Source organism: Spirosoma luteolum (genome assembly GCF_054778875.1).
In genome coordinates this window covers 509,739-533,494 of record NZ_BAAGZE010000003.1, presented here as the reverse complement: position 1 = coordinate 533,494, position 23,756 = coordinate 509,739, and the positions used below count along the sequence as shown (strand labels likewise).

At 60.0% G+C, this 23,756-nt stretch carries 19 protein-coding genes; 10 read left to right on the top strand and 9 right to left on the bottom strand.

Annotated elements, in window-relative coordinates:
* Positions 1 to 20: 20 nt before the first annotated feature.
* Complete coding sequence (locus ACYVAC_RS04800) at positions 21 to 1,028, bottom strand: lysylphosphatidylglycerol synthase transmembrane domain-containing protein (protein ID WP_461096446.1); 1,008 nt, start codon at positions 1,026 to 1,028, stop codon at positions 21 to 23.
* A gap of 254 nt (positions 1,029 to 1,282) precedes the next feature.
* Here ACYVAC_RS04800 and ACYVAC_RS04795 point away from each other — a divergent pair, with 254 nt between their 5' ends.
* The 4 genes from ACYVAC_RS04795 to ACYVAC_RS04780 are packed head-to-tail and all read left to right on the top strand — an operon-like array spanning position 1,283 to position 5,298.
* Complete coding sequence (locus ACYVAC_RS04795; protein WP_461096445.1) at positions 1,283 to 3,370, top strand: DUF7657 domain-containing protein; 2,088 nt, start codon at positions 1,283 to 1,285, stop codon at positions 3,368 to 3,370.
* Positions 3,367 to 4,122 carry a glycosyltransferase family 2 protein gene (locus ACYVAC_RS04790; protein ID WP_461096444.1) on the top strand — a complete coding sequence of 252 codons (756 nt, stop codon included), beginning with the start codon at positions 3,367 to 3,369 and terminating at the stop codon, positions 4,120 to 4,122. The genes ACYVAC_RS04795 and ACYVAC_RS04790 overlap by 4 nt, the downstream gene beginning before the upstream one ends.
* A gap of 1 nt (position 4,123) precedes the next feature.
* Positions 4,124 to 4,531, top strand: coding sequence for a DUF2304 domain-containing protein (locus tag ACYVAC_RS04785; RefSeq protein WP_461096443.1), 408 nt, complete (start codon positions 4,124 to 4,126; stop codon positions 4,529 to 4,531).
* On the top strand, positions 4,531 to 5,298 hold the full coding sequence (locus tag ACYVAC_RS04780; RefSeq protein WP_461096442.1) for a glycosyltransferase family 2 protein: 768 nt from the start codon (positions 4,531 to 4,533) through the stop codon (positions 5,296 to 5,298). Before ACYVAC_RS04785 ends, ACYVAC_RS04780 begins: the two co-directional genes overlap by 1 nt.
* A gap of 1 nt (position 5,299) precedes the next feature.
* On the opposite strand, the gene ACYVAC_RS04775 is transcribed toward ACYVAC_RS04780, so the two are convergent.
* Positions 5,300 to 6,190: an alpha-1,2-fucosyltransferase gene (locus tag ACYVAC_RS04775; RefSeq protein WP_461096441.1), complete on the bottom strand. Its 891-nt coding sequence runs from the start codon at positions 6,188 to 6,190 to the stop codon at positions 5,300 to 5,302.
* Between the two features lie 35 nt (positions 6,191 to 6,225).
* Between ACYVAC_RS04775 and ACYVAC_RS04770 the strand changes: the two genes are divergently transcribed.
* The 5 genes from ACYVAC_RS04770 to ACYVAC_RS04750 all read left to right on the top strand — a co-directional run bounded on the left by ACYVAC_RS04770 (position 6,226) and on the right by ACYVAC_RS04750 (position 12,132).
* On the top strand, positions 6,226 to 6,999 hold the full coding sequence (locus ACYVAC_RS04770) for a DUF268 domain-containing protein (RefSeq protein WP_461096440.1): 774 nt from the start codon (positions 6,226 to 6,228) through the stop codon (positions 6,997 to 6,999).
* Between the two features lie 178 nt (positions 7,000 to 7,177).
* On the top strand, positions 7,178 to 7,825 hold the full coding sequence (locus ACYVAC_RS04765) for a response regulator (protein WP_461096439.1): 648 nt from the start codon (positions 7,178 to 7,180) through the stop codon (positions 7,823 to 7,825).
* A 58-nt stretch (positions 7,826 to 7,883) separates the two neighbouring features.
* On the top strand, positions 7,884 to 9,620 hold the full coding sequence (locus ACYVAC_RS04760; RefSeq protein ID WP_461096438.1) for an ATP-binding protein: 1,737 nt from the start codon (positions 7,884 to 7,886) through the stop codon (positions 9,618 to 9,620).
* Between the two features lie 27 nt (positions 9,621 to 9,647).
* Positions 9,648 to 10,805, top strand: coding sequence for a glycoside hydrolase family 26 protein (locus tag ACYVAC_RS04755; protein WP_461096436.1), 1,158 nt, complete (start codon positions 9,648 to 9,650; stop codon positions 10,803 to 10,805).
* Between the two features lie 88 nt (positions 10,806 to 10,893).
* A complete protein-coding gene (locus ACYVAC_RS04750) occupies positions 10,894 to 12,132 on the top strand; it encodes a glycosyltransferase family 9 protein (protein WP_461096435.1) in 1,239 nt (412 codons plus the stop codon).
* Here the strand turns inward: ACYVAC_RS04750 and ACYVAC_RS04745 are convergent.
* Positions 12,099 to 12,995, bottom strand: coding sequence for a nucleotide-diphospho-sugar transferase (locus ACYVAC_RS04745; RefSeq protein WP_461096434.1), 897 nt, complete (start codon positions 12,993 to 12,995; stop codon positions 12,099 to 12,101). The two genes, ACYVAC_RS04750 and ACYVAC_RS04745, sit on opposite strands and share 34 nt — an antisense overlap.
* Before the next feature lie 140 nt (positions 12,996 to 13,135).
* Positions 13,136 to 13,885 (bottom strand): class I SAM-dependent methyltransferase, encoded by a 750-nt coding sequence (locus tag ACYVAC_RS04740; protein WP_461096433.1) that lies wholly within the window; start codon positions 13,883 to 13,885, stop codon positions 13,136 to 13,138.
* Between the two features lie 281 nt (positions 13,886 to 14,166).
* Between ACYVAC_RS04740 and gcvP the strand changes: the two genes are divergently transcribed.
* Complete coding sequence (gene gcvP, locus ACYVAC_RS04735; protein ID WP_461096432.1) at positions 14,167 to 17,070, top strand: aminomethyl-transferring glycine dehydrogenase; 2,904 nt, start codon at positions 14,167 to 14,169, stop codon at positions 17,068 to 17,070.
* A gap of 75 nt (positions 17,071 to 17,145) precedes the next feature.
* On the opposite strand, the gene ACYVAC_RS04730 is transcribed toward gcvP, so the two are convergent.
* From ACYVAC_RS04730 to atpC, 5 genes are all read right to left on the bottom strand, one after another.
* Positions 17,146 to 19,566 carry a TonB-dependent receptor domain-containing protein gene (locus ACYVAC_RS04730; RefSeq protein ID WP_461096431.1) on the bottom strand — a complete coding sequence of 807 codons (2,421 nt, stop codon included), beginning with the start codon at positions 19,564 to 19,566 and terminating at the stop codon, positions 17,146 to 17,148.
* On the bottom strand, positions 19,547 to 20,899 hold the full coding sequence (locus ACYVAC_RS04725) for an HTTM domain-containing protein (protein ID WP_461096430.1): 1,353 nt from the start codon (positions 20,897 to 20,899) through the stop codon (positions 19,547 to 19,549). The genes ACYVAC_RS04730 and ACYVAC_RS04725 overlap by 20 nt, the downstream gene beginning before the upstream one ends.
* 6 nt (positions 20,900 to 20,905) lie before the next feature.
* Positions 20,906 to 22,063, bottom strand: a complete 1,158-nt coding sequence (locus ACYVAC_RS04720) for an imelysin family protein (RefSeq protein ID WP_461096429.1) — start codon at positions 22,061 to 22,063, stop codon at positions 20,906 to 20,908.
* Between the two features lie 86 nt (positions 22,064 to 22,149).
* Positions 22,150 to 23,310, bottom strand: a complete 1,161-nt coding sequence (locus ACYVAC_RS04715) for a DUF4856 domain-containing protein (protein ID WP_461096428.1) — start codon at positions 23,308 to 23,310, stop codon at positions 22,150 to 22,152.
* Between the two features lie 199 nt (positions 23,311 to 23,509).
* On the bottom strand, positions 23,510 to 23,755 hold the full coding sequence (atpC, locus tag ACYVAC_RS04710; RefSeq protein WP_461096427.1) for an ATP synthase F1 subunit epsilon: 246 nt from the start codon (positions 23,753 to 23,755) through the stop codon (positions 23,510 to 23,512).
* Between the last annotated feature and the right edge of the window lies 1 nt (position 23,756).

Below are 23,756 nucleotides of genomic sequence, written 5' to 3'. Positions count from 1 at the left end.
GCACTTTTTGTAAAGAAAAATTACGAATTGGTATCAAATCGCCTGGCCGTTTGGGTATGGGGCTTCAGGACGACCGGGGCCAGCATAAAGCCAAGCCCGCCGATCAGCAGGGTAAGCACAAAGCCAACGGCGTGCAGGAAGGTGGCCAGCGTAACCGAATCCGGGGCCGATAGCCCGTAGAGCATCAGCACACGGCCGACCAGCAGGTGGTAAGTACCGATGCCGCCCTGCGTAGGCACAAGCACGCTGCCCAGCAGCGAAACGGTTTCGATGGTCAGCACCGACAGGATGGGCAGATCGCGGGTGGCGGGCAGGGCCCGCATCAGACAGTAGGTCATCAGCCAGGCCATGGCCTGGTTCATGATCGTGAGCACCACAAACAGCACCGGGTTGGGGAGCCGGCCCAGCGACTGCAGCCCCTGGTGCAGACCCCGGCTAAAGCCAACCACCCGCTGTACCACGGGGTGTTGCCAGCGGGGCTGGTCGAAATCGGTCAGGCGAGCCCACCAAAGCAGTGCCCCCGCACTGAGCAGCCCCGTACCCAACAGCCACCAGCCCGTTGTCGACGGCAGCCGAAGTGCGTAGCCGCCGAAGTACTGCTGTAGCCGCTCGAACTCGAGCACAACGGTAAGCGACACGACCCCCAGCAAAATCAGGAAGTCGAGTACCCGCTCGGCCAGTACAGCGCCCACCGCGTGCGAAAAGGCAACCCCGTCGGAGCGTTGCAGACTGGCGCACCGGGTCAGTTCGCCCGAGCCGGGAATAACCATGCCCATCAGTGTGCCCGTCAGCAGGGCAACGGTAACCCGAAGTGTGGTGGGTCGATAGCCCAGCGCCAGCAGGGGCTGCCGCGACCGCATGCCCCGCAACCCAAAGGTCAGCGCCGTGAGCAGACCCGTCAGCACGATCCAGCGGTAGTCGGCCAGGCCGAACTGCTGCCAGACGTGGGCCAGCGAGACGTTGCGCAGGGCGTAGGCCAGCAGCGCCAGCCCGAGGGCAAGGGGTAAGAAACGCTTAAAAAACGACATCGTTTGGGAGAAACCGATTGCTAAAGTAGGCATAAAAGCGGGCAGCCGGCACGGCACCCCGGCGGGCAGGCCCGCTGGCGGAGGTGAGCCCAAAACCGGCCCGGTTTTTGTCTGATGCCCAGCAAAGCCTTCGTCGTGCCCGAAACGCCCCGAAAAGGGGTTTGGTGGAGCGGCAGGAGGCCGTTATTTTTGACCATACATCCTGCTCGTACACTGTCCGCTGTCCCGGTCCGGGGCAAAACCTACCTAACCGTATGTCTAAGTCAAGCAAAAAGCGTACCCCACCACCCGTGCCCAAACCCAAAGTCGCGGTACCCGATGGAGTTGCTCAGCCATTGACCACATCTGATGCCGTTACACCCCCTGTTACACCCAACGGACCGGCCAGTCAGCCCGCTTTCGAACTGATCCGGTTCGACCGCCGGACCAAATGGTACCTGGGTATCGTGGCCGGCCTGTTTGTATTGCTGTCGCTGCTGAAAATCCACACGCTGTCGGTGGCCATGTGGAACCAGCTGATTCCCGACGGGTCCGACGCGCGTCGGGGGCTGCTGCGGGGCACGCCCCAGCAAATTCGGATGGATGAATACGCCGTGTGGGTACCGTCGACCCTGTCGAACGTAAACAAAGGGTATCCTACCGAAAACGAAACGCTGGGGGGCGAGAAGATTGCGCTAATGGGCGCGCCGGCCAAACATCCGCTGATGGTGTTCAAGCCGCTGCTGTGGGGGCACTTTTTTCTGGGAACCGAGCAGGCCATTGCCTGGCAAACCAACTTCAACTTTTTTGCCGTACTGTTCTTTCCGTTTCTGCTCTTCATGCTGCTGACGGGCAACAATTTCCTGCTGTCGGTATTTGGCAGTCTGTGGTTGTGGCTGTCGTCGGCCTCGCAGATGTGGAACGGAGGCTGCGACATGGCCATCGGACTCTTTTCGCTACTTTTCGTCAGCGGCATTTATATCCTGTTTGGCAAGCACCGCCTGGCGGGCAAGGTTGGCTGGGGGCTGCTGTTTGCGTGGGCGCTGTTCAGCTCGGTCATTCTGGTGTACCCACCGTTTCAGGTGCCGCTCGGCTATACCTTCCTGATTCTGTTTATTGCCTACTGCCTGCGCCACCGCGATCAGTTTACCTTCAATGCCGATCAGCTGACGGCCATCGGTATCGGTGCCGGTACGCTGGTGCTGGTTGGGCTGGCCTTCTACACGTCGTATCAGGATCTGAAACCGACCATCGACGCCATGGTCAATACTGTGTATCCCGGCCGCCGGTCGGAGTCGGGCGGAACGGGCTTCATCGCCAACTGGTATTCGGAGTATTACGCGTGGCTGATTACGCCCCAGCGCTATCCCAAAAGCTGGCTCAACATCTGCGAACTGTCGCACTACCTGACCTTCACGCCCGTGATTGCCGGCAGCCTGCTGCTGTATTTCGCCATCCGGCGCCGGGTCGACTGGATGCTGGCCCTGCTGGCGCTCTGGATTTTTGCCCAGCTGAGCTGGATCGAGTATGGCTGGCCCAAGTGGCTGGCCGAAGGCACGCTGATGAGCCTGAGCCCCACGCGCCGAACCCAGGTGCCGCTGGGCGTATCGGGCGTGATTCTGACCATTCTGTACCTGGCTTATCTGACCCGCAACGAACTGAAAACCACTATGCCGGTGCGGCTGCTGGCCATTGCCGGTGCGGCTGGCTTTGTGATCTACACGGCTTACGTCAACCTCAACGACACCGAGGGGCTGTTCCGGTCGTATCAGCTGTTTCTGCCGGTGCTGTTTTTTACATTCCTGAACATACTGCTGCTGGCCAACGTACACGTCAAATACCGGTCGGCGCTGTTTGCCGGCGCGGTGGTGCTGTATCTGTTGCCCAACCTCAAGTTCAACCCGGTGGCGGTGGGACTGGCGCCCATTACCCAGCACAGCCTGTATAAAACGGTGCAGGAAATCGACCAGCGCGATCCTGGCAAGCGGTGGGTGGTCTTTGGAAGCCAGTACATTTCGTATCTGGTGACGGCCACGGGGGTCAACCTGTTGTCGGGTGTAAAAACGCTGCCCGCCCGCAACATCATGAAGGTGCTCGATCCCGTTGCCAAACGCGATTCGGCCTACAACCGTTACGCCCACACCGTGTACCAGACGTATATCAACGGGCGCGACAGCGTGGTGATTCAGCAGAGTTTCGAAGACGGCTACGTGGTGGCCATGGACCCCTGCTCGCCCCGTTTCAACGAACTGAAGGTGAAGTACCTGATCTTCGACCGGGAGCCGCAGCCGGTTGAGGTGCGCTGCGCCAAACTCATCAGCAACATGGGGTCGATCCGGATTTACGAGCGTACCGACCAATGAACAGACCGGCTTCACCGCGCATCCTGATCGTTATTCCGTGCTATAACGAAGAAGCATCGATCCGGTCGGTGGTGGCCGAGGTGATGCTGGCGCGGCAGCAGACGGGCCTGGCCATCGATGCCCTGGTAGTCAACGACTGTTCGACCGATGGTACGCTGGCGTGCCTGCAGACCCTGCCCGAATGCCAGTACCTCAACCTGCCCGTGAACCTGGGTATTGGCGGGGCCATGCAGGCTGGCTATCGCTACGCTGTTCGACACAACTACGACATTGCAGTACAGCTCGATGGCGATGGCCAGCACCCGGCCGAGGAGCTGCCGAAGCTGCTGGCTCCCGTACTGGCCAACGAGGCCGACGTGGTGATCGGATCGCGGTTTCTGGAGAAAGCCGGCTTTCAGTCGACGGCGGTTCGGCGGCTGGGTATCGGTTATTTTCGGCGGCTCAACCGCTGGCTCATTGGCCAGACCGTATTCGACAGTACGTCGGGCTTTCGGGCCTTTAATCGCCGAACCCTGGCGATCGTCGACAAGTACTATCCCGACGAGTACCCCGAGCCCGAAGCCATTGTGCAGTTCGGGCTGCATCAGCTCCGGATTCGTGAGGTACCGGTGCAGATGCGGGAGCGGCAGGGGGGCGTGTCGTCGATCAACACGGGCCGGGCATTTTACTACATGCTCAAAGTAACGCTGGGCATTTTATTTGTCTATATCCGGCTTCGGGGTCGCCGAAACCGCCTGTTAACCGCCGGCTGACATGGAATCCATTCCGCTTACCATACAGGTCATCAGCATTCTGGGCGCGCTGCTGTTCATGCTGACCATTTTCCGGCTCATTATCCGGGGCAAGCTGCGCGAAGAGTATTCGATTATCTGGATCGTCTGTACGTTTATCCTGATCCTGTTTTCGGTCTGGCGCCGGGGGCTCGAGCAGGTGTCGGCACTGCTGGGCGTTTTCTACCCGCCCTCGCTTATCTTTCTGGGCGCGCTGTCGGCCATGCTGGTGTTTCTGGTGCACCTCTCGGTGGTGATTTCCCGGCTGCAGAACCAGATCAAAGACATGACCCACGAACTGGCTTACCTGCGGCAGGACATTGAGTTGCTGAAAGCGCAGCAGCGCCGGAATGAACGCGACCCCTCATTGCCAACCGAACCCATTGCCTGATGCAGCTACCGAGTCTGACGGTTATTACGCCCTCCTACAACCAGGGTAGCTTTATCGGGCAAACCGTGGAGTCGGTCCTGTCGCAGCAGTACCCGGGCCTCAGCTACCTGGTCATGGATGGCGGCTCGACCGACGATACGCTGGCTGTGCTGGCCCCCTACACCGACCGGCTCACGCTGGTATCGGAGCACGACCGGGGGCAGACCGACGCTATTAATAAGGGTCTGCACCGGGCCACCGGCGATATCGTATGCTGGCTCAACTCCGACGATTATTTGCTGCCCGGGGCGCTGCACACGGTGGGGGCTTATTTTGCCCGCAACCCCGGCGTTCAGTGGCTTACGGCCGACTGCCTGATTGTGGATGCGGCCGGGCAGGCTATTCAGCAGCCCATCCGGCACTACAAACGGGCGCTGCGGCAGCTGACGCCCGCGGCTTATCTGGGGGTTACCAATGCCGTGTGTCAGCCATCGACCTTCTGGCGCCGGTCGGTGCACGAGCGGGTAGGGTATCTGGATGAAACGCTGCACTATACGATGGATTATGACTTCTGGCTCCGGCTGTCGCGCGACAGCCGGCCGGCCGTGCTCGATGAGCCCGTATCGGCCTTTCGGATTCACGGCGCGTCGAAAGGCGGTAGCCAGTATACCGAGCAGTTTCGGGAAGACGAACAGACCATGGCCCGGTACACCCGCCCGGGGCTGGTGCGGTGGCTGCACCGGCAACACAATGCGCTGATCGTGGCGATGTACCGGCTGCTGAAATAAATCAGGGACGCAGGCGGAGCCAGCGTAGTGTGTTTACGCCGGCTTTCAGTGTGGCCATGTAGAGGGCATAGGCCGGATACAGAAGCCGGTAGGAGCGGGCCACGCGGGCCGGATCGGTGCCGGCCGGCAGCAGGGGCGTAAAGCCGGCTGCGTAGAGGTCGCGGGCGTAGTGCAGGGGGCGGGGCGATACCGCCGGGCCAAACCAGAGCGCCGGGCAATATACCCGCTTGTCGGGCGAAGGATTGAGCCAGGCCCCCCACCAGCTGAATGAGCTGTTGGCCATGATGTGGTGGTGGCAACGGCTCATCAGAAACAGATCGGCAATATCGGTCTGGCCCTCGATAAAACTGAACCGGTCGCCAATAAAGTGCTGCCGGCACCAGGGCAGATCGTCGGAGAACACCAGAAAACGGGTGTCGGCCGGAAACTGGTCAATGGCGGTCTCGTAATAGGCGAGGGGCTGGGGCGGGAAAGCCGGCTGGTGCCGCAGGTAGTCGCCCCGCCGAACGTGCAGACTGCAGGTGTTGTCCGTCAGCAGATGACCGTACGCCTGCTGCTGGGCCTGAACCAGCGCGGGCGCGGGCGTAAAATAATGGCGGACCAGATCGGCAGCTTCGGCGAAGAAACGTTCGCTCTGGAACGCACCCCGCAGGTCCCAGTTGCCCGAAGGCAGGTCGACGGGCGTATAGGCAAACCCGGGCTGGTGGTAAATCGACGGCCGATCGACGGTACCGGTTGGCAGGGGGTGGGCAAACGCATCGGCGTAGGACCAGGGCGGCAGCACAAAGGGCTGGCCATTGCGGTGGGCAACGCCGATGGTGGCCGCGATGCAAAACAACTGGTTGCCCAAACGACCCCAGGGGAGAGTTCCTAACTGGCTGAACGTAATCATCTTTTTTATACGCTGACTGCGGTCAGACTCAGACTATGCTTCGCAAAATTAATCGATTACTAGCGCAAAAAGTGCGCGAGGCCGGGCAGGCTGTGCAGGGCACCACGGCCTTCATGCGCGACTGGCAGGCCATTCGGCAACTGGTGCCGCAGCAGCCCGACTTCCCGATTGTCGATTACTATCCCGTTCTGACCGATCGCTACGTCGACAGTGGCCAGCTGGCCCACCATTATTTCGACCAGGATCTGCTGATGGCGCAGCGCATTTTTGCCAACAACCCGCAGCAGCACGTCGACATCGGTTCCCGCATCGATGGGTTCGTGGCCCACGTGGCGTCGTTTCGGCCAATCGAACTGTTCGACATCCGACCCCTGACCCGGCCGATCCCGAACGTGAGCTTCCGCCAGGTCGACTTTATGCAACTCCCCGATGAGCTGATCAACTACACCGATTCGATTAGTTCGCTGCACGTGATCGAGCATTTCGGGCTGGGCCGCTACGGCGATCCGCTCGACGCGCGGGGACATCTCAAAGCCCTCGACAACATCTACCGGGTGCTCAAACCGGGTGGCCGGTTCTATTTTTCGGTGCCCGTAAGCCAGCAGCAGGGCATCGTGTTCAACGCCCACCGCGTGTTTCGGGTCGACTATCTGGTGGCCCTGCTGGGTGAGCGTTATACCATCGACAACTTCTGGCTGATCGACGATACCAACACCCTGCGCCACAACGTTGATTACCGGTCGGCCGAGGCTGCCCGCAGTTTCGGCTGTACCTTTGGCTGCGGCCTCTTCGAGCTGGTCAAGCGTTGACCCCGGCCGGCCTCCGTACCGCTCGGCCGGCCCGATCAGCCTGCAAATCAGGCCGCAGAACTAGGGTTTCTCCTAACGTATTTTGGTTCGGTAAATCCTAGTTTTGCTCACTAATGTACCATTGATGCCAACGCTTTCTGTTGCTCCGGCCTGTACGGCTGGTTTATCCGCTGCTGCCATGATACGTGTTCTGATTGCCGACGACCACAACGTGTTTGTCGAAGGCATTGAGTCGCTGATCTCCGGATCGGCAGCCATTGAAGTGGTCCGACGCTGCTACGATGTGCCGGCTGTGATCGACGAGCTGGCGCAAACGCCGATCGACGTGGTGCTGCTGGATATTTCGTTTCCGCAGATCGAAGATGGTCTCCATCTGTGTGAGCATATAGCCCGCCATCACCCGGCTGCCAGCGTAGTGGCGCTGACCATGCACGATGATGCCAGCCTGATCAAGCGCATGGTAAAAAAAGGCGCGAAAGGATACCTGCTGAAAAATACTACCAAAACCGAACTGCTGCAGGCCATTGAGACGGTGGCGCAGGGCCGTACTTACTTCAACGAAACGGTCATGAACAGTCTGCTGCAGGAAAATCCGAAGAACCGTCGTCAGGCGGGCGGGGCCGGTCTTCGGCCCAATCTGACACCGCGCGAGTCGGACGTGTTGACCCGTATTGCACAGGGTATGACCACCCAGCAGATGGCCAATCAGCTGTTTGTGAGCGCCAAGGCGATCGAGTTTCACCGGAGCAGTCTGCTCATGAAGTTTGGGGTGCCCAACACGGCCCTGCTCATCAAGACAGCGATGGAAATGCAGCTGATCGACTAACGCTGAACAGAAGTCTGCTATGCGACAGCCGTGGAAAAGACAACGAACCGCCATACGCGTGTGGCTGGCCGCACTCCTGATGCTGGCAGGGCTGGGCACCCGGGCGCAAAATGCAGCCATCGACAGCGTGAAACGCCTGATTCAAACCGAAGCCCGGGCCGGCCATCCGCTGCGGGTGGCCCAGGCCAACGACGCGCTGGGCTGGCTCTACCAGCAGGGCTTTGGTTACAACAGCCATACCCTCGATGCGTATTTCGATGCGGTGGTGGCCTACGGCGAAGCCGGCGATTCGCTGGGGTACTACGATATGTACCTCAAAATCGGATCATACTACCTGCCCGATGCCTTCATGCATGCCAGCGCCCGATCGTACATAAGCCGGGCGCTCGGCTACTTTGGCCGAAGCGGCAACCGGCTCCGCGAGATCGACGCCCGCATTGCGCTGGCCAATATCGACGCCCGGCGTATGCCGATCCCGGCCCACGTACTGCCAACGCTGCGGGCCATCGAACAGATGAGCGTACGGGCAAACTACCGGCTGGCACAGGCCCGATCCTTGAACCTGATGGCCAGCGTGTACCTGCAACAGCAACAGTACGACTCGGCCTACACCGTAACCCGGCTGAGTCTTGCACTGGCGAATCGACTTCAGGTAACCTGGCTCATTGCGCTCAACCATTTCTACCTCGGCATCGTCGATCAGGCGCTCAACCGCCCCCGGGAGGCCATCCATTCGTTTGACCGTGGCCTGAAACTGGCCGAGCTGGACCGGAACCTGCCCATGACCCGGGACATAACGCGGCATACCGCCCAGAGTTATGCGCAGCTCCGCGATTACGAACACGCCTACGCCTTCATGCTGAAGCATCTGGACTATGTCAATCAGCTGTACCACTCCGAACAAATTCAGAGTATTCGGCTGCGCGACCTGAATACGCAGATCAAAACCCTGGCGGTAGAGAAACAGCTGGCCGAAGAGCAGAGTCGCCACCAGCACATGCTCAATACGGCGCTGGTAGCTTTCCTGATCATTAGTGTGCTGGGCGTTATGGCGCTGGTGTTTCTGCGCCGGCAGCAGAAACTGATTGCCCGGCAGCAGGCGGTGATTGCCCAGCAGCAGATTCATGACCTGGAACTGAAATCGCTCCGGGCCATGATCGAAGGGCAGGAGGGCGAACGCACCCGCATTGCCCGTGATCTGCACGACGGACTGGGCATTCAGCTATCGCGCATCAAGCTGTTTGTCGAGGCCCATCAGGAACTGCTGCCGGGCTCGGTGAAAGAACCACTCAACCAGTTTCTCGACGAAGCCTGCACCGAAACGCGGCTGATTTCGAGCAACCTGCGGCCCTATGCCCTCTCTACGTTTGGTCTGGTGCCGGCTCTGGAAGACCTGGTACAGAAGATGAACCTGGTGAACCAGACTGCCCTGACGATCGAGCACTACGGTCCCGACCCATCGCTCGATGATGAGGCTTCGGTGATGGTGTATCGGGTGGTGCAGGAACTCCTCAACAACGCGCTGAAACACGCTAGCGCCCAGCTCATTACGGTGCAGATCATGACCAACGACGAGACGACGCTGGTCAGCGTCGATGATGATGGCGTGGGGGGCGACTTCGACCAGCTGCCCAGCCGGGGCAACGGCATCGCCAACATCAACGCCCGCATTGCCTACCTCGGTGGGCAGGTGATGTGGCAGAGTAAACCCGGCCGCGGCACATCGGTCATGATTTCGCTGCCCACCCAGCGCCGAACCGCCGTTCCGCCGATCGAAGCAACCGTTACGGCCTGATTTTTATAGTATGCAACCGGATTGATTATGACGTACCGATGCCTGCTGGCCGTGTGGGCTGGCCTGTTCCTCCTGGCGCTTCTGCCCGCGCCCGGCCTGGCCCGCCCCCGACCCATCGATGCCCGGGCAACCCGCGAAACCCGGGCATTGTATCACAATCTGCACCGACTGGCCAGCAAACACATTCTGTTTGGCCATCAGCACGCCACCGAGTATGGCCACGGCTGGTCGGGCGAATCTGGCCGGTCGGATGTGAAGTCGGTTACGGGCACCCATCCGGCCGTGATCGGGCTCGATTTCAGCGGCCTGTCGGGCCGTTCGCCCGGGGCCATCGAACGCACCCGACAGGCGCTCCGCCAGCAGATCGTCGATACCTACAACCGGGGGGGCGTCAGCACGGTGGCGTGGCATTTTACCAACCCCGTAACGCCCCAGACCGGTTTCTACTGGAAAGACTCGGTATCGGCACCCGCCGTGGCCGATCTGATACCGGGCGGCTCGCACCACGCGCAATACAAAGCAATTCTGGACGGCATTGCCCAGCTGGCCAATTCGGTGCGTGGGGCCGATGGCAACCTGGCGCCGATGCTGTTTCGACCCTACCACGAACTCGACGGCGGCTGGTTCTGGTGGGGAAAGCCGCATTGCACGCGCGATGACTTTATCACGCTCTGGCGCTTCACGGTGGGCTACCTGCGCGATAAGGCACAAGTACACAACTTTATCTACGTTTTCTCGCCCGATTGCCTGTTCACGACCGAAGCGGGTTATCTGGATCGCTACCCCGGCGATGCGTGGGTCGATATGGTGGGGATGGACGATTACGCCGATTTTGGCCGCGATGGTCGGTATAACCTGACAGCCGGCGTTCAGAAACTCAGGATCGTGTCGGACTATGCCCGGAAAGCAGGAAAGCTGGCGGCTTTTACCGAAACCGGGCTCGAGTCGATTCCGGATACAAGCTGGTGGACCAACACGCTGCTGAAGTCGCTACGGGCCGAGCCGCTTCGGCTGTCGTACGTGCTGGTGTGGCGCAACGATGCCCGCAGTGCCACGCACTTTTACGCGCCCTTTCCGGGGCAGGTCAGTGTGCCCGATTTCATGGCTTTCTATCGCGATCCGTACACCTGGTTCGAAACCGATCTGCCCCGGCTGTACCGACGCCGGCGGCTGTTGTTGTTCTGACGATGAGAGGCAAAAAATAAGGGTGAACTCCGCTTTGTTGGCCGTCCCCAATATGGCGACACAAGCCGGGTGCTTTACTTTTGCGGCTATGATTCTGAAACAGGCGATTCGGTTCCTGAAAACAGCGCCCCTGCTGCGGCCGGTGCTGCTGGCCATCGACGGGCTGCTGTGGCTGACCGATACGCTGGCGCTGGTCGGCAACCGCCGGCAGCCGGGCGCCCGGCCGGGGCTGGTGGTACTCAAATTCGACGCCCTGGGCGATTACCTCATGCTGCGCCCGTACCTGCGGCACCTGAAAGAGCAGCCCGATTATCAGGCCTATTCGTTTTGTTTATGCGGCAATGTGGCGTTTCGGCAACTGGCCGAATTTGCCGACGCCGATCTGTTCGATTCGTTTATCTGGGTCGATATTTATAAACTGTCGACGAAACCGCTGTATCGGTGGCGCGTGGCGCGGCAGCTGCGTCGGCGGGGCTTTGCCGTGTCGCTGAATCCAACCTACAGCCGGGTGCTGGTACTCGACGATTTCCTGACGCGCGTGGCGGGGGCAGCTGTCCGACTAGGGGCTGTTGCCGATCAGACCAACAGTACGCCCGTCGAAGCGCGCTGGGGTAACCAGTATTTTACCCGGTTGCTGCCGACCACGCCGGCCATTGTGTTCGAGGCCGAACGAAACCGGCAGTTGTTTGGCGCGCTGCTGCAGACAGCCGTGCCGCTGTTGCCGCTGTCGCTGCCGGGTGGCCCCGAGCCCCGCGTGGCACTGCCGTCCACCTACGTGATTCTGTCACCGGGGGCCGGCGCGCCCGACAAAATCTGGCCCATGGCGCGCTTTGCCACCGTGCTGACCATGCTGAACGCCCTGCGCCCCGACCTTCCCGTGGTGGTTACGGGCACCCCGGCCGAAACGGCTCTGTACGACGAACTGAAAACGTACCTGCCCGCCGGGTTGCCGGTCGTGTCGCTGGTGGGGGCGCTGTCGCAGGCCGAGCTGATTACGGCCGTGGCCCGGGCCCGGCTGGTGCTGGCCAACGATTCGGGTATTGTGCACATGGCCGCTGCCGTTGGTACCCCCTGTCTGTCGCTTTCGGCGGGTAAGTCGCTGGTGCGGTGGCATCCCTACCCGGCGGGGCTGGCGCCCATGATTCAGCACGTATATCCGGCGTATTTCGACCGCTGGGCCGGACAGTTCGACCGTATTGCGCCCGATACTGCAGCCGAAGCGCCCGTACCGGTCGACAGCCTGGACACCGACCGGGTAGCCACCGCCCTGCGGCAGCTACTGCGCGATACGGATCAGCGTTTCAGCACGCCCAGTACGGTAAAGTAAACGGCTTCGAGCACACGCATATACCACGGTTGCTGGTGGATATGCGTAGCGTCGTACCAGTCGGCTTCGGTATTGATGGCGACCTGGTCGGGGTGGCGCAGGGGCTGATCGATGGGGCCGGCCACCATGTTGGCCAGCCAGCCGGGTTTACGTACGGTGTGGGTAGCGCCCAGGCCAAACCCGATGTTCTGAATCTGGTTGATGCGCGGCACAATCGACAAGCCGTTGTACCGGCGGATGGTGATCAGCCACTGGGTATCCCAGGTGTCGAGCCGGCCGGCCATAATTTCGCGGAGCAGCCACCGCACCCGGTTGTTGAAGTAAGGAGGCTTGAGCGCCACATGCCGGGCGTTTTCGGTGGGGTCGACGTTGTAATGCTGCCAGGCCCGGCGCCAGGTTGCCCAGCCCCAGATAGAGGCAAATCCCGAAAAGTAGTACGACGCCCCACCCGTCACGGGTCGCCCTGCCTGAAACGTAATGCCACTGATGTGCATGACCCGCTCGTCGGTGCGGTAGCGCTCGAGGAGTTCGGTGCAGTAGCCAAAAAACGTGGGTTCGGGCAGGCAGTCGTCCTCCAGAACGATCCCGGCCTCGACCTGCGCAAAGAACCAGTCGATCGCCGACGATACAGCCCGCCTGCAGCCTAGATTGGTTGGTCGAAACAGGGTCTCTACAGTGCAGGGCCAGTCGACCTGCTGCACGATGCGTCGGGTCTGCTCGCACAGATCAGCCTCGCCGGGCTTGTGTGCCCGGGGGCCATCGGCCGCCACAAACAGCTGCGCCGGGCGGGCCAGCCTGATCTGGTCGAATACCCGCTGGGTGGTGTCGGGACGGTTAAAAACGATGAGCAGAACGGGCGCCAAAGGAAATGGGGTGTTTGGGTTTGTTGTTTGGTCAGCAATGGTTTTTAGGGTACTGGATGGCCCTGCCGCGCGAAGGCAGTGGTCTGTAGGCAGCGGAGAGCAAGCCGCTAGCTGCGGCTTTGGGCCGCAACCATCCCTACCTAAACGAGCCGGCCAGCCTGCGTGCGCTGCTCGATAAGGGCTGCGTCGGCTACGGTTTTGCTGCGCAGGAAAAGCCGCAGCACCGACGCCAGACCAAAGCGGCCGGCTGCCACAAGCAGCGGAAAAACGCCCGGTACCAGACGTTTGCGGGTGAAAAGGTGGTAGTTGAGCAGGTTGTAGTAGTGCAGTCCCTGCTGTCGGCCCAGATACGCCAGCGTTTCGGGTCGGTAGAGCGATACGTGCTGCCCGTGGTGGGGCGCGTAGTACCACCAGTCGGTGACGGCCGGCGCGGGGGTGGGGCAGGGCTGCGTAGTAAAAAAAATGGAGTCGCTATAGGCCATGATCTTTTGCAGCTCCTCGGCCGGATTCACGAAATGCTCGAAGCACTCAAAGGCAGTAGCCAGTTCATACCGGCCCGGCGGTGCGTCGAAGCCGTTGGCCAGCAGGTTGGGCGCGTAGGGATCGGTGTTGTAGAAGTCGAAACCGGCATCGCGCATGTAGCGGGTCAACAGGCCGTAGCCCCCCGCATAATCGACAAACCGGCCCCGTCGGTCGAACAGAAAAAAAAGCAGCGCGATCGTCGACCGGCCCAGAATCTGGCACCGGCTGAGGGTACCCGTGTCAGTCGTTGTAAAGGCGCTCTGGTACGCTTCGTCGAGCCAGTAGGGTGTTTCGGTTTGTACCAGCCGGCAGGTTGGACATTCGTAATAGCCAACCGAATATTTGCTTAAAACTGTTGCCTTAAACAAAGGATTCGTCTCACTGGCACAGATGCGGCAGGTCATATCGAAGTGGTTGATCGTATCGGATGGCCGGAGCCATGCCGGAAGCCGGCCGACCCTGGGCCGGGTATCGGCAGCCAGCCGGTAAGCTGGGCCGGTCAGGCGAGCTGGTTCAAAAATAAAGCCAGTTTTGGACTAAAGCCCGGTTTATCCCAAAGTAGGGCTTGTTTTAAACCAGATCCGATGGCTGTAGCACCTTTTGACGTACCTTTGAGTTCTAAAAAAAACCAAGCGAGGGCCACCCCGGCATGAAACTGAATCTTCTCCCAACAGACGTATTTGAAGACCGACACCATGGTCAAACCGACGCGGCTCAGGCCGAGATGCTCCGGACCATTGGCGTAGGCAGTGTCGATGAACTGATCGATCAGACCGTTCCGGCTACCATCCGGTTGTCGGCTCCGCTGAACCTGCCCGCTCCCAAAACGGAGGCCCAGTTCCTGGCCGATTTCCGGAAGCTGGCCGCGCAGAATAAAGTGTTCAAGTCGTACATCGGTACCGGCTACTACGACACCATTACGCCCAACGTTATTCTGCGCAATATTCTTGAAAATCCGGCCTGGTACACGGCCTACACGCCTTATCAGGCCGAGATTGCGCAGGGGCGGCTCGAGGCTCTGCTGAACTTTCAGACTGTCGTGTCGGATCTGACCGGTATGGATCTGGCCAACGCATCGCTCCTCGACGAGGGAACGGCGGCTGCCGAAGCGATGAACATGCTGTTTGCTAACCGGCCCGCGAGTCGTAAAGGCGCCACCACGTTCTTCGTATCGGAACACTGCCACCCCCAGACCATCGACGTGATCAGGACCCGGGCTACGCCCATCGGGATTAGCGTGCTGGTGGGCGATCACCGGCAGGTCGACCTGACTACGGGGGCTGTGTTTGGTATGCTGCTGCAATACCCTGCCACAAACGGCGAGGTGTTCGATTATACCGACCTGATTGCATCGGCACACGAGCTGGGCATTACGGTGGCCGTTGCCGCCGATCTGCTGGCCCTGACGCTGCTGACCCCGCCGGGTGAAATGGGCGCCGACGTGGTAGTTGGGTCGGCCCAGCGCTTTGGTGTACCCATGGGCTTCGGTGGGCCGCATGCAGCCTTCTTTGCTACCAAAGATGCTTTCAAGCGGCAGATTCCCGGCCGCATCATCGGCGTCTCGCAGGATGCGGAGGGCAAGCCCGCCCTGCGGATGGCCCTCCAGACGCGTGAGCAGCACATCCGGCGCGAAAAAGCCACGTCGAACATCTGCACCGCCCAGGTACTGCTGGCCGTTATGGCGGGTAGCTACGCGGTGTACCACGGCCCGGCCCGCCTGCGTGCCATCAGCGAAAAAGTACATGGCCTGACCAAGGCGTTTGCCGTAGCCCTGCAACGGGCGGGCTTTACGGTTGTAACCGAACAGTATTTCGATACCGTTACGGTGCGGGTCGACGATGCCGAATCGCTCAAAAAATCGGCCCGGGCCGCGCAGATCAACCTGCTCTATCATGCCGACGATGAGCACGTCGGGGTTTCGTTCGACGAAACCAAGTCGCTCGACGATGTGGCCGAACTTCTGGCCATCTTTGGTGCCAAAGCCGACCTCGACTGCATTGCCGGTGACCTGGAAATCAGCTGGCCCGAGCGGCTCATCCGCCAGTCGGACTACCTGACGCACCCCGTTTTCAATACGCACCATACCGAGCACGAGATGCTGCGGTACCTGAAATCGCTCGAAGAGAAAGACCTCTCGCTGGTTCATTCGATGATTTCGCTGGGCAGCTGCACCATGAAGCTCAACGCAACGGCCGAGATGATTCCGGTTACGTGGCCTGAGTTTGGCAAGCTGCACCCCTTTGCGCCCAAAGAGCAGACCGCCGGCTACCAGCAGCTCTTTGCTGATCTCAACGACTGGCTCTGCGAGATTACGGGCTTTGCGGCTATGTCGCTCCAGCCCAACTCGGGGGCGCAGGGCGAATATGCTGGTCTGATGGTGATTCGGGCTTACCACGAAAGCCGGGGCGACCTGCACCGGAACGTGTCGCTCATTCCGCAATCGGCCCACGGCACCAACCCGGCCAGTGCCGTTATGGCGGGCATGAAAGTGGTGATTGTGAAGTGCGACGATCGGGGTAATATCGACGTAGCCGATCTGCGCGCCAAAGCCGAGCAGTATAGCAACGACCTGTCGTGCCTGATGGTAACTTACCCCTCGACACACGGCGTATTTGAAGAAAGTATCAAGGAAATCTGCGCCATCATTCACCAGCACGGTGGACAGGTGTATATGGATGGGGCCAACATGAACGCCCAGGTGGGCCTCACCTCGCCGGCAACCATCGGGGCCGACGTGTGTCACCTCAACCTGCACAAAACATTCTGCATTCCGCACGGCGGTGGCGGGCCGGGCATGGGCCCCATCGGCGTGGCTCCGCAGCTGGTACCGTTCCTGCCCGGCCATGCGCTGGTTAAAACGGGTGGTGAGCAGGCTATTCACGCGGTATCGGCAGCGCCCTACGGCTCGGCCAGTATCCTGACCATCTCTTACGCCTACATCGCGATGATGGGTGGCGAGGGGCTGACCAACGCGACCAAAAAGGCCATCCTGAACGCCAACTACATCAAGGCGCGGCTCGACGGGCATTACGAAACGCTGTATGCCGGCAGCAATGGCCGGGCGGCTCACGAAATGATCATCGACTGCCGGCCGTTTAAAACCGGCGCTGGTGTTGAGGTAGAGGATATCGCCAAACGGCTGATGGACTACGGGTTCCACGCGCCAACCGTGTCGTTCCCCGTGGCTGGTACCATGATGATCGAGCCGACTGAATCGGAATCGAAGGCCGAACTCGACCGTTTCTGCGACGCGATGATTGCCATCCGCGACGAAATCCGGGAGATAGAAGCCGGCACGGCCGACCGCACGCACAACGTGCTCAAATATGCCCCCCACACGGCTACGGTGGCGCTGGCCGACGAATGGACGCGTCCCTACAGCCGTCAGAAAGCCGTTTATCCGCTGCCTTACGTGCAGGCCCGCAAGTTCTGGCCAAGTGTTAGCCGTATCGACTCGGCTTACGGCGACCGGAACCTGGTGTGTGCCTGCGTGCCGACCGAGAGTTATGCCGATGAAGCGGCTGTTGAGGCCGGGCTCGAACAGCAGGCATAAGCGCTCCGCACGTTTTTGTAAAAAAAGCGGCAGCCCACCGGGCTGCCGCTTTTTTTACGGGTTGGGGTAATACGGTCAGATTTTCACCTGCAGGGTTACGTACAGGCTGCGCCCATCCGACGGCAGAATGCCGGGGCCGGGATAACCCGTGGCGCGCCGGGTGTAATAATACTGATTGGTGAGGTTGTTCAGGCTGCTTTCGAGCCGGTAGCGCTTGTACTGGTACGACAGACTGGCGTCGAGAATGGTGTAGGCCGGAATCAGGCCGATAACGGCCGACACGCCCCCGTCGCGGGCGTTGGTCGCATCCGAAAACTGATCCGACAGATACGTGTACTGAAGCGACGCTTTCAGGTTTTTATAGCCCAGCCGAACGCCGGTTTTCAGGTTCAAGGCCGGTACAAACTCAACCTGTTTGCCCACGACACCGGCAATGGCACTGCGCTTGTACGACGACTGGATCAGGGCCACGTTGGTAAATAGCACACCACTCAGGTCGGCGCTGGCGGGGTTCAGCAGACGCAGCAGATCGGCTTCGGCATATGATTCAAGACCGACAATAACCGCCTGACCAATGTTGCCCCGGCGTCTAAGCACCCGGTCGTTTTCGTCGGCAAACTGCACTTCGCCAATGCGGTTGTTGTAGTTCAGGTAAAAGGCGCTGATGTCGAAGTTGTAGAGCGTGGTCTGGTTGCTGCGGATGCCCAGGTCGAGCGAGTACCCTTTTTCGTCCTGCAGGTTCGGATCGATGACCGCCGAGGGGTTCGCCGTCCGCATATCGCTGAACGTGATGGACCGGTAGTTCTGCGAAAGGTTGCCGTAGATGTCGAGCGTGGCAACGGGCTTGTAGCTAATGCCCAGGCCGCCCAGCACAAACTGCCGGCCGTTGGTACGCACTTCGTTGATGCGGGTCGCGCTCAGGATATTGCCGGCCAGATCGCGCACTACGTTCCCGTAAAACCCGTCGGCCGTGGTATGGATATACTCGTAGCGCAGCCCGGGTGTGATCGACAGTTTCTCGCCCAGATACAGGATGTGCTCAGCGAAGACCGACGCGTTGCGGTTGGGGAAGCGGTAGTCGTTCAGAATGGCATTGTCGTCCTGCTGAAACGTGAAATTAGCGTCTTTGCCGGTACTGCCGAAGCCCTGCACACTGTGGTTGAAGCCGTGGTAATAGCGCGTACCGACCAGCAGCACGGCCTGCTGTTTGCCCAGGTAATAGCGCTTCAGATACCGGGCTTCGGCCCCCCAGTTCAGAAAGTCGCCCTTGATCAGGTCGCGTTCGCTGTTGTCGTCGATGGTGGCCACCCGGTTGGGCCGAAAGCCCACCGAATAGCGATAAGCGTTGAGACCGAAGACGCGCAGGTTAACGTCGCTGAGGGCGTTTATTTTGTGGTCGAGGTGCAGGGCCGGCATGGTCCAGTTTACTTTGAACCAGTTGCGTTCGCGGTTGCTTTGCCGCGGGTCGGCACGGAACATGGCGTCGGTAAGGCCACCCGGCTGCTGGGCCAGGTAACTGGTCTGGGTGAGGTCGAGGCCGAGCGTCGTGCGCTCCGAGAGCCGGTAGTCGACATCGGCGTAGAGGGTGTAATTGGTAAACTGGGTGTTGGGGCGCCAGCCGTTGCCGCGCTTGTACTGCACAAAGGTGTAGTAGCTAAGTTTGTTTTTGGTGCCGCTGGCGCTTGCGAAGCCGTTGTAGAAGCCGAATGAACCCACCGTTTGCCGGATGGTCAGCTCGAACGGACGATCGGCCACGGGTTTTTTCATGACGAAGTTGATGAGTCCGCCGAACTGGGTGCCATACTGCAGCGACGCAGCGCCCCGCACAATCTGGATGCGGCCCACGGCCTCGATGGGGGGCGTGTAATAACTTTCGGGATACCCCAGCGCGTCGGCGCTGATGTCGTAGCCGTTTTGCCGCACGTTGAAGTTCGACGAGCGGTTGGGGTCGAGCCCGCGCCCGCCAATGCTGAGTTGCAGGCCAGCGCCTTCGTTTTCCCAGATATTCAACCCCGCCACCCGGCTGTAAATCTGCCGCGCGTTATTGGTCGACAGGTTGGCCACCAACTGCTCCGGAATAATGACTTCCGACTTCTTTCCCTCGTAGATGCCCATGCTTTCGACGCCCCGCATGCGGGTAAACCCAAAGTCGGCCTGTTTGTCGGTGACCGTTACTTCGGTCAGGGTTTCGGTGCGGCTGGCCAGCAGCAGCAGCAGGGGGGCGGTCGTTTCGTCGAGTCGGCCGGTCAGGCGGGCAGCCTTGTAGTCGGGGTGGCTCGTCTGGATGGTAAACGAGCCGCCGGGCAGGTTGTCGAACCGAAACTGCCCCAGGCTGTCGGTCAGGGTTTGCCGGTTGCCGTTGTTGAGGTAAACAACACAGCCCCCCACGCCCAGCGTATCGGGGCGGGTGCCAACGCGCCCGGTCAGGGTGTACTGAGCCTGTGCCGATAACGCCAGTAGCCAGCTAAATAGAATACTAAAAACCGCGTATTTCATCTGAAAAAGGAGTAATCCATGTTTTGGGGGCCAGCGACTCTTTTTGCCGGGCCAGATCGACGGTGGGGTCGACGAGGGGCTGGCCCAGCCGGCCATTGAGCGCCACGTAGGAATCGACGTATACCTGTGGCTGCCTGAACCCCCGTTGGGCATAGGTGTCGCGCAGGTGGTGGGCATACTGTAGCAGCATATCGGGCTGTGTCGACATCATTTTTTCCTGCAGCGGAGTCAGAAACTCGTTGTTGTTGACAATCGTACGATGGCCTTGGTTGTCTTTCACCGTAAACTGGGCGTAGCCGGCTTTTTCCATCAGCATCACCCGCCACGAAAACCGGTAGCCCTGCTCGGTCCAGAATAATTCGCCCGGGTACAGCCAAGACCGAAAGGGCAGCAGTAGCTGTACGACGAAAAACAGGATCAGGCCACCCAGCACCAGTGGCTGCGTACCCGCCGGATAGGTATAGCGCCGGGGCGATGGCAGCAGGGCCTGCGCCGGTAGCGATAGCCCGTTGCTTACCCGCCGGATGATGGCTTCGTGAAAGCGGGCCGGAAAATAAATCAGGGCCGTTACGATCATGACGTACGGAAACATGCCGATTGGAAACAACAGCGCTGTCAGGCCGTGAAACACCACAACGGCTGCGTAGGCCCAGGGGCGCGTTTGCCGACGCCAGAGCAGAAAAGGAATGCTGAGGTCGTAGGCCGCTCCAAACCAGCTAAACGCGTAGTGTACCCATGCCTGGGTAAACAGCGGCCCCAGCACCGGCATATCGTTGCGGGCGGGCAGCCAGATGCGCAGGGGCAGGGCTTCCAGCAGCCAGTCGCTGTTGAGTTTGGCCAGTCCGGCAAAAACGTACAGAAAGGCCACCAGCACCCGAATCGCATCGACGCACCAGACCGGTACCTGCCCCGTCTGCCAGTCGGGCCGGCGCCAGGCGTCAACCGAGAAGCAACGGTTGGCGGGCAGCACGGTGAGCAGCAGCAGCAGCAGGCTGGTAAAATAGTAGTGGTTGAGGTAAGTGGTTTTGTCGATCAGCTCGATGTAGCTGAAGCTCAGAAAGAGCAGGATGCTGGCAGGCCGGTAGAACCAGCCCAGCGCTACCAGCACCGCCGACAGGCCGCAAACAGCAAAGAGCCCGTAGGTATACGGGCCCAATGGCTGTACGAAGTCGAAACCGTAGTAAGCGAAAAAAAAGCGGGGCCGGATATACAGCTCGTCGATCCAGCCCTTGCTCCAGAACCGCACGATACTAATGGCCAGCATCAGTCCGAATACGGCCCGGAATACCGCCAGTGGCGCAGCCGAGGTTGTTCGTCGAAAATAGTCTGGCATTGGGCGTTAATCCCCGTCGTTATCGGTGTAGGTGATGGTGATGCTCATAGCCGTGGTCATGTCCACTTTCAGCATCCGGACGGCTTTCTGCATTTCGGTGTACACCTGTACCACGGCCGCGTTGTTGGTGGCCAGTTCAGTGGCAAGAGGGCCTTTCAGGCTGTTCAGCTGCTGGCTGCTGGCGGTAAACTGCGCGTTGATGAGGTCGGCCAGGGCCGTACCGGTTTTGCTGTCTTTAGCGCCCAGTCCCGTGAGGTAGGTCTTCAGACTGGGGCCTTCGGTGCCGGTTGTCACGCCTTTGCCGTTGAAAAAGTCGATGTAGGCCTGATGGGCCGTGCGGGCCAGCGTCAGCGATAAGTCTTTTGCATAGAGCGCTTCAATCTTATCGGGAGCTATTACACCGTTGGTCATAGCGCCCGAGGGAATGCCGATTTTACCCGACCGGATAAACCGCTCATAGTGCATGACGTAGCCGTTGACCAGTTTGGACGTTGAGCAGCCGGCATCCAGACTGGTGCAGCCAATAAACTTATCGCGATAGCCACCGGTGGTCCAGTCGGTATAGACTTGCCCGAAGACAAGGTTCATCTGACCCGTCACCCGCTTCAGGTAGGCCAGGCGTTTGGCCGCATCGGCTGCCGTTGTGTAGCGGGCAAGAATAGCCTGATCGGTGGTGCCCAGCCCATTGATCAGGTAGTCGATGGCCGGGAAACCCTGGCGGGGGTAAGCCGCCGGTACATCGAGCGCGCCCGCACCAGCCGCTATGTACTCTTCGATACCGGTGGTGTTGGCGGGGTAGATGTTGAAAAAGTTGCGGAGCGTGTATTGCTCAGCGGGCCCTACGTCGAACAGTTCGACCTTCTGCCAGTCGGTGTACGCCCTGGCCCACGCCTGCCGGAACTCGGTCAGGGTGGTTTGGTTGGGACTGGCGGCAAACGCGTCGGACTTGGCCAGCATCGTGCCGAAGCTGGTTTTGAAGTTGGCGTAGGCCGGCAGAATAATGTTATCGGCCAGATTGGTCAGCATGGCTTTGCGGTCGGTCGAGGCCTGATCGCCGGGCTGCGGACTGGGGGTAATCTCGTTGGTACTGCCGGTTGAGCAGGCCCAGACCAGCAGGGTGGTTACCAGGGCCAGGCCGAGTGCGGTTCCGTTTTTCCGTTGCATAGGTTGTAAATGGCGCATTGGATGGCGCCGAAGTGCCATCCAATGCTGTTGGTGATACGAGAGTGACCGGTGACAGTCAGTAGTGTTTAGTTAGCAATGTTGAACTTGGTGCGAATAGCTGTGGCTGCCGCGTCGATCTTGGTATTGGTTAGCCCCCAGAACCCGTTGGGTGCCGAGTTAACCAGATTATTCAGCACGCCGTCCGAAAAAGCAGCGTCGGCACCGGCCAGCTTCGCATACCGCATACTGTAAATAAAGCCCAGTCCTTCGCCGATGGCGTGCGCGCGGGCGGCATCCGTAGCGCCGGTTTTCCATTTGGCCAGGTACCCCAGCGCCGAGTTGGCAATTGCCTTTTCCAGTTCCGTCCGGATCAGGGTAGCCTGCGCTTTCAGGGTGGCCATGTCGTTGTTGACAATGGCAGCCCGCCCTTTCAGCAGGGCCGGGTGCATCCGGGCAAAGCCGTCTTTGTTGTATTCCCACACATACGAGCCGATGAAACTCTCGCCCGACGACGTACTGGTGGCTTTGCTGCCGTAGCGGGCATTGGGCGTCAGCATACCGTAGAGCTCATCCCAGTTCTGCTCGAGCTGGGTGTAGTTTTTGCCCGCTACCAGCGTGGTATTGTCGGCCGACAGATTCTTGTCGCTCAGCAGCACATTGGCCATGTAGTCGAGCTGAAAGGCGCCGATAAGGCCTTTCTGGATGATCTGGGCCCATTCGATGCCCCGCTCGTCGACCAGATAGGTACCCAGCTTGCCCGCCTTGCCTTCGGCCGCTACGGCCGACAGCGATTTGCTGGCGTTGGCCATGGTCGTGAAATTAGCTTCTATGGCCTGGCGCTCCTGTTCGCCGTTGCTCAGCGAGGAGGCCGTTACGTTGCGCAGCTGCACCCCCGAGGTATTCAGTGAGGATAGCGTACCCGAGAATGGACTGTTGGTGTTGGCAAACATGTTTTTCAGCACCGCGGCATCGACCGGCGTACCCGCGCTCACATTTCCCGTATTGTAGGTGTTGATGGCCCGGAACATCAGCAGCCGATTGGCCCCGTTGGTCAGGTCAACCGTCGACGCGCCTTTATCGTCGACAAAAGGCGTAGTATAAGCCATCGTATCTGTCAGCGCCGTGTAGGCAATAGGCTTGCGCAGCTGGGGAGCGGCAGTATCCGGGTTATCGGTTGTGCAAGCCGTAAAAGCGAAAGCCGCCAGAGCAGCGGTGAGTGTGCGTGAAGCGAGGGTATACAGAGTCATCCGTTTTCCAGAACATTGTTTGCAGGGCAAAGGTAATGACTATTTAGACTGGTTATAAGCAATTGTTTGGAAATTTTCTAAATAGTCTGTGCACTGGCACTCGTACAGCTTCAATAGCTAGGTTCCTTTTTGGCCATTACACACAAAAGCGCCTGCGCTACCAGTGGGTAACGCAGGCGCTTCGCTATAGGCAAACTGGTTAGGCAATAACGGCTTCGGCCAGTACGAGTACATTGTTTTGCAGTACTTCCACAACACCGCCATCGACCGTAAATGTCTGCTGACCCGTTGCTGATTGAATCACGATCGGCCCGCGTGCCAGCGTGCTGACGAGCGGAGCGTGGTTGTTCAGGACCTGAAACTGACCCTCGCTACCCGGAAACGTGACGGCCGTTGCCTCGCCGGAAAAGACCTTACGGTCGGGGGTGATAATATCTAACGTCATA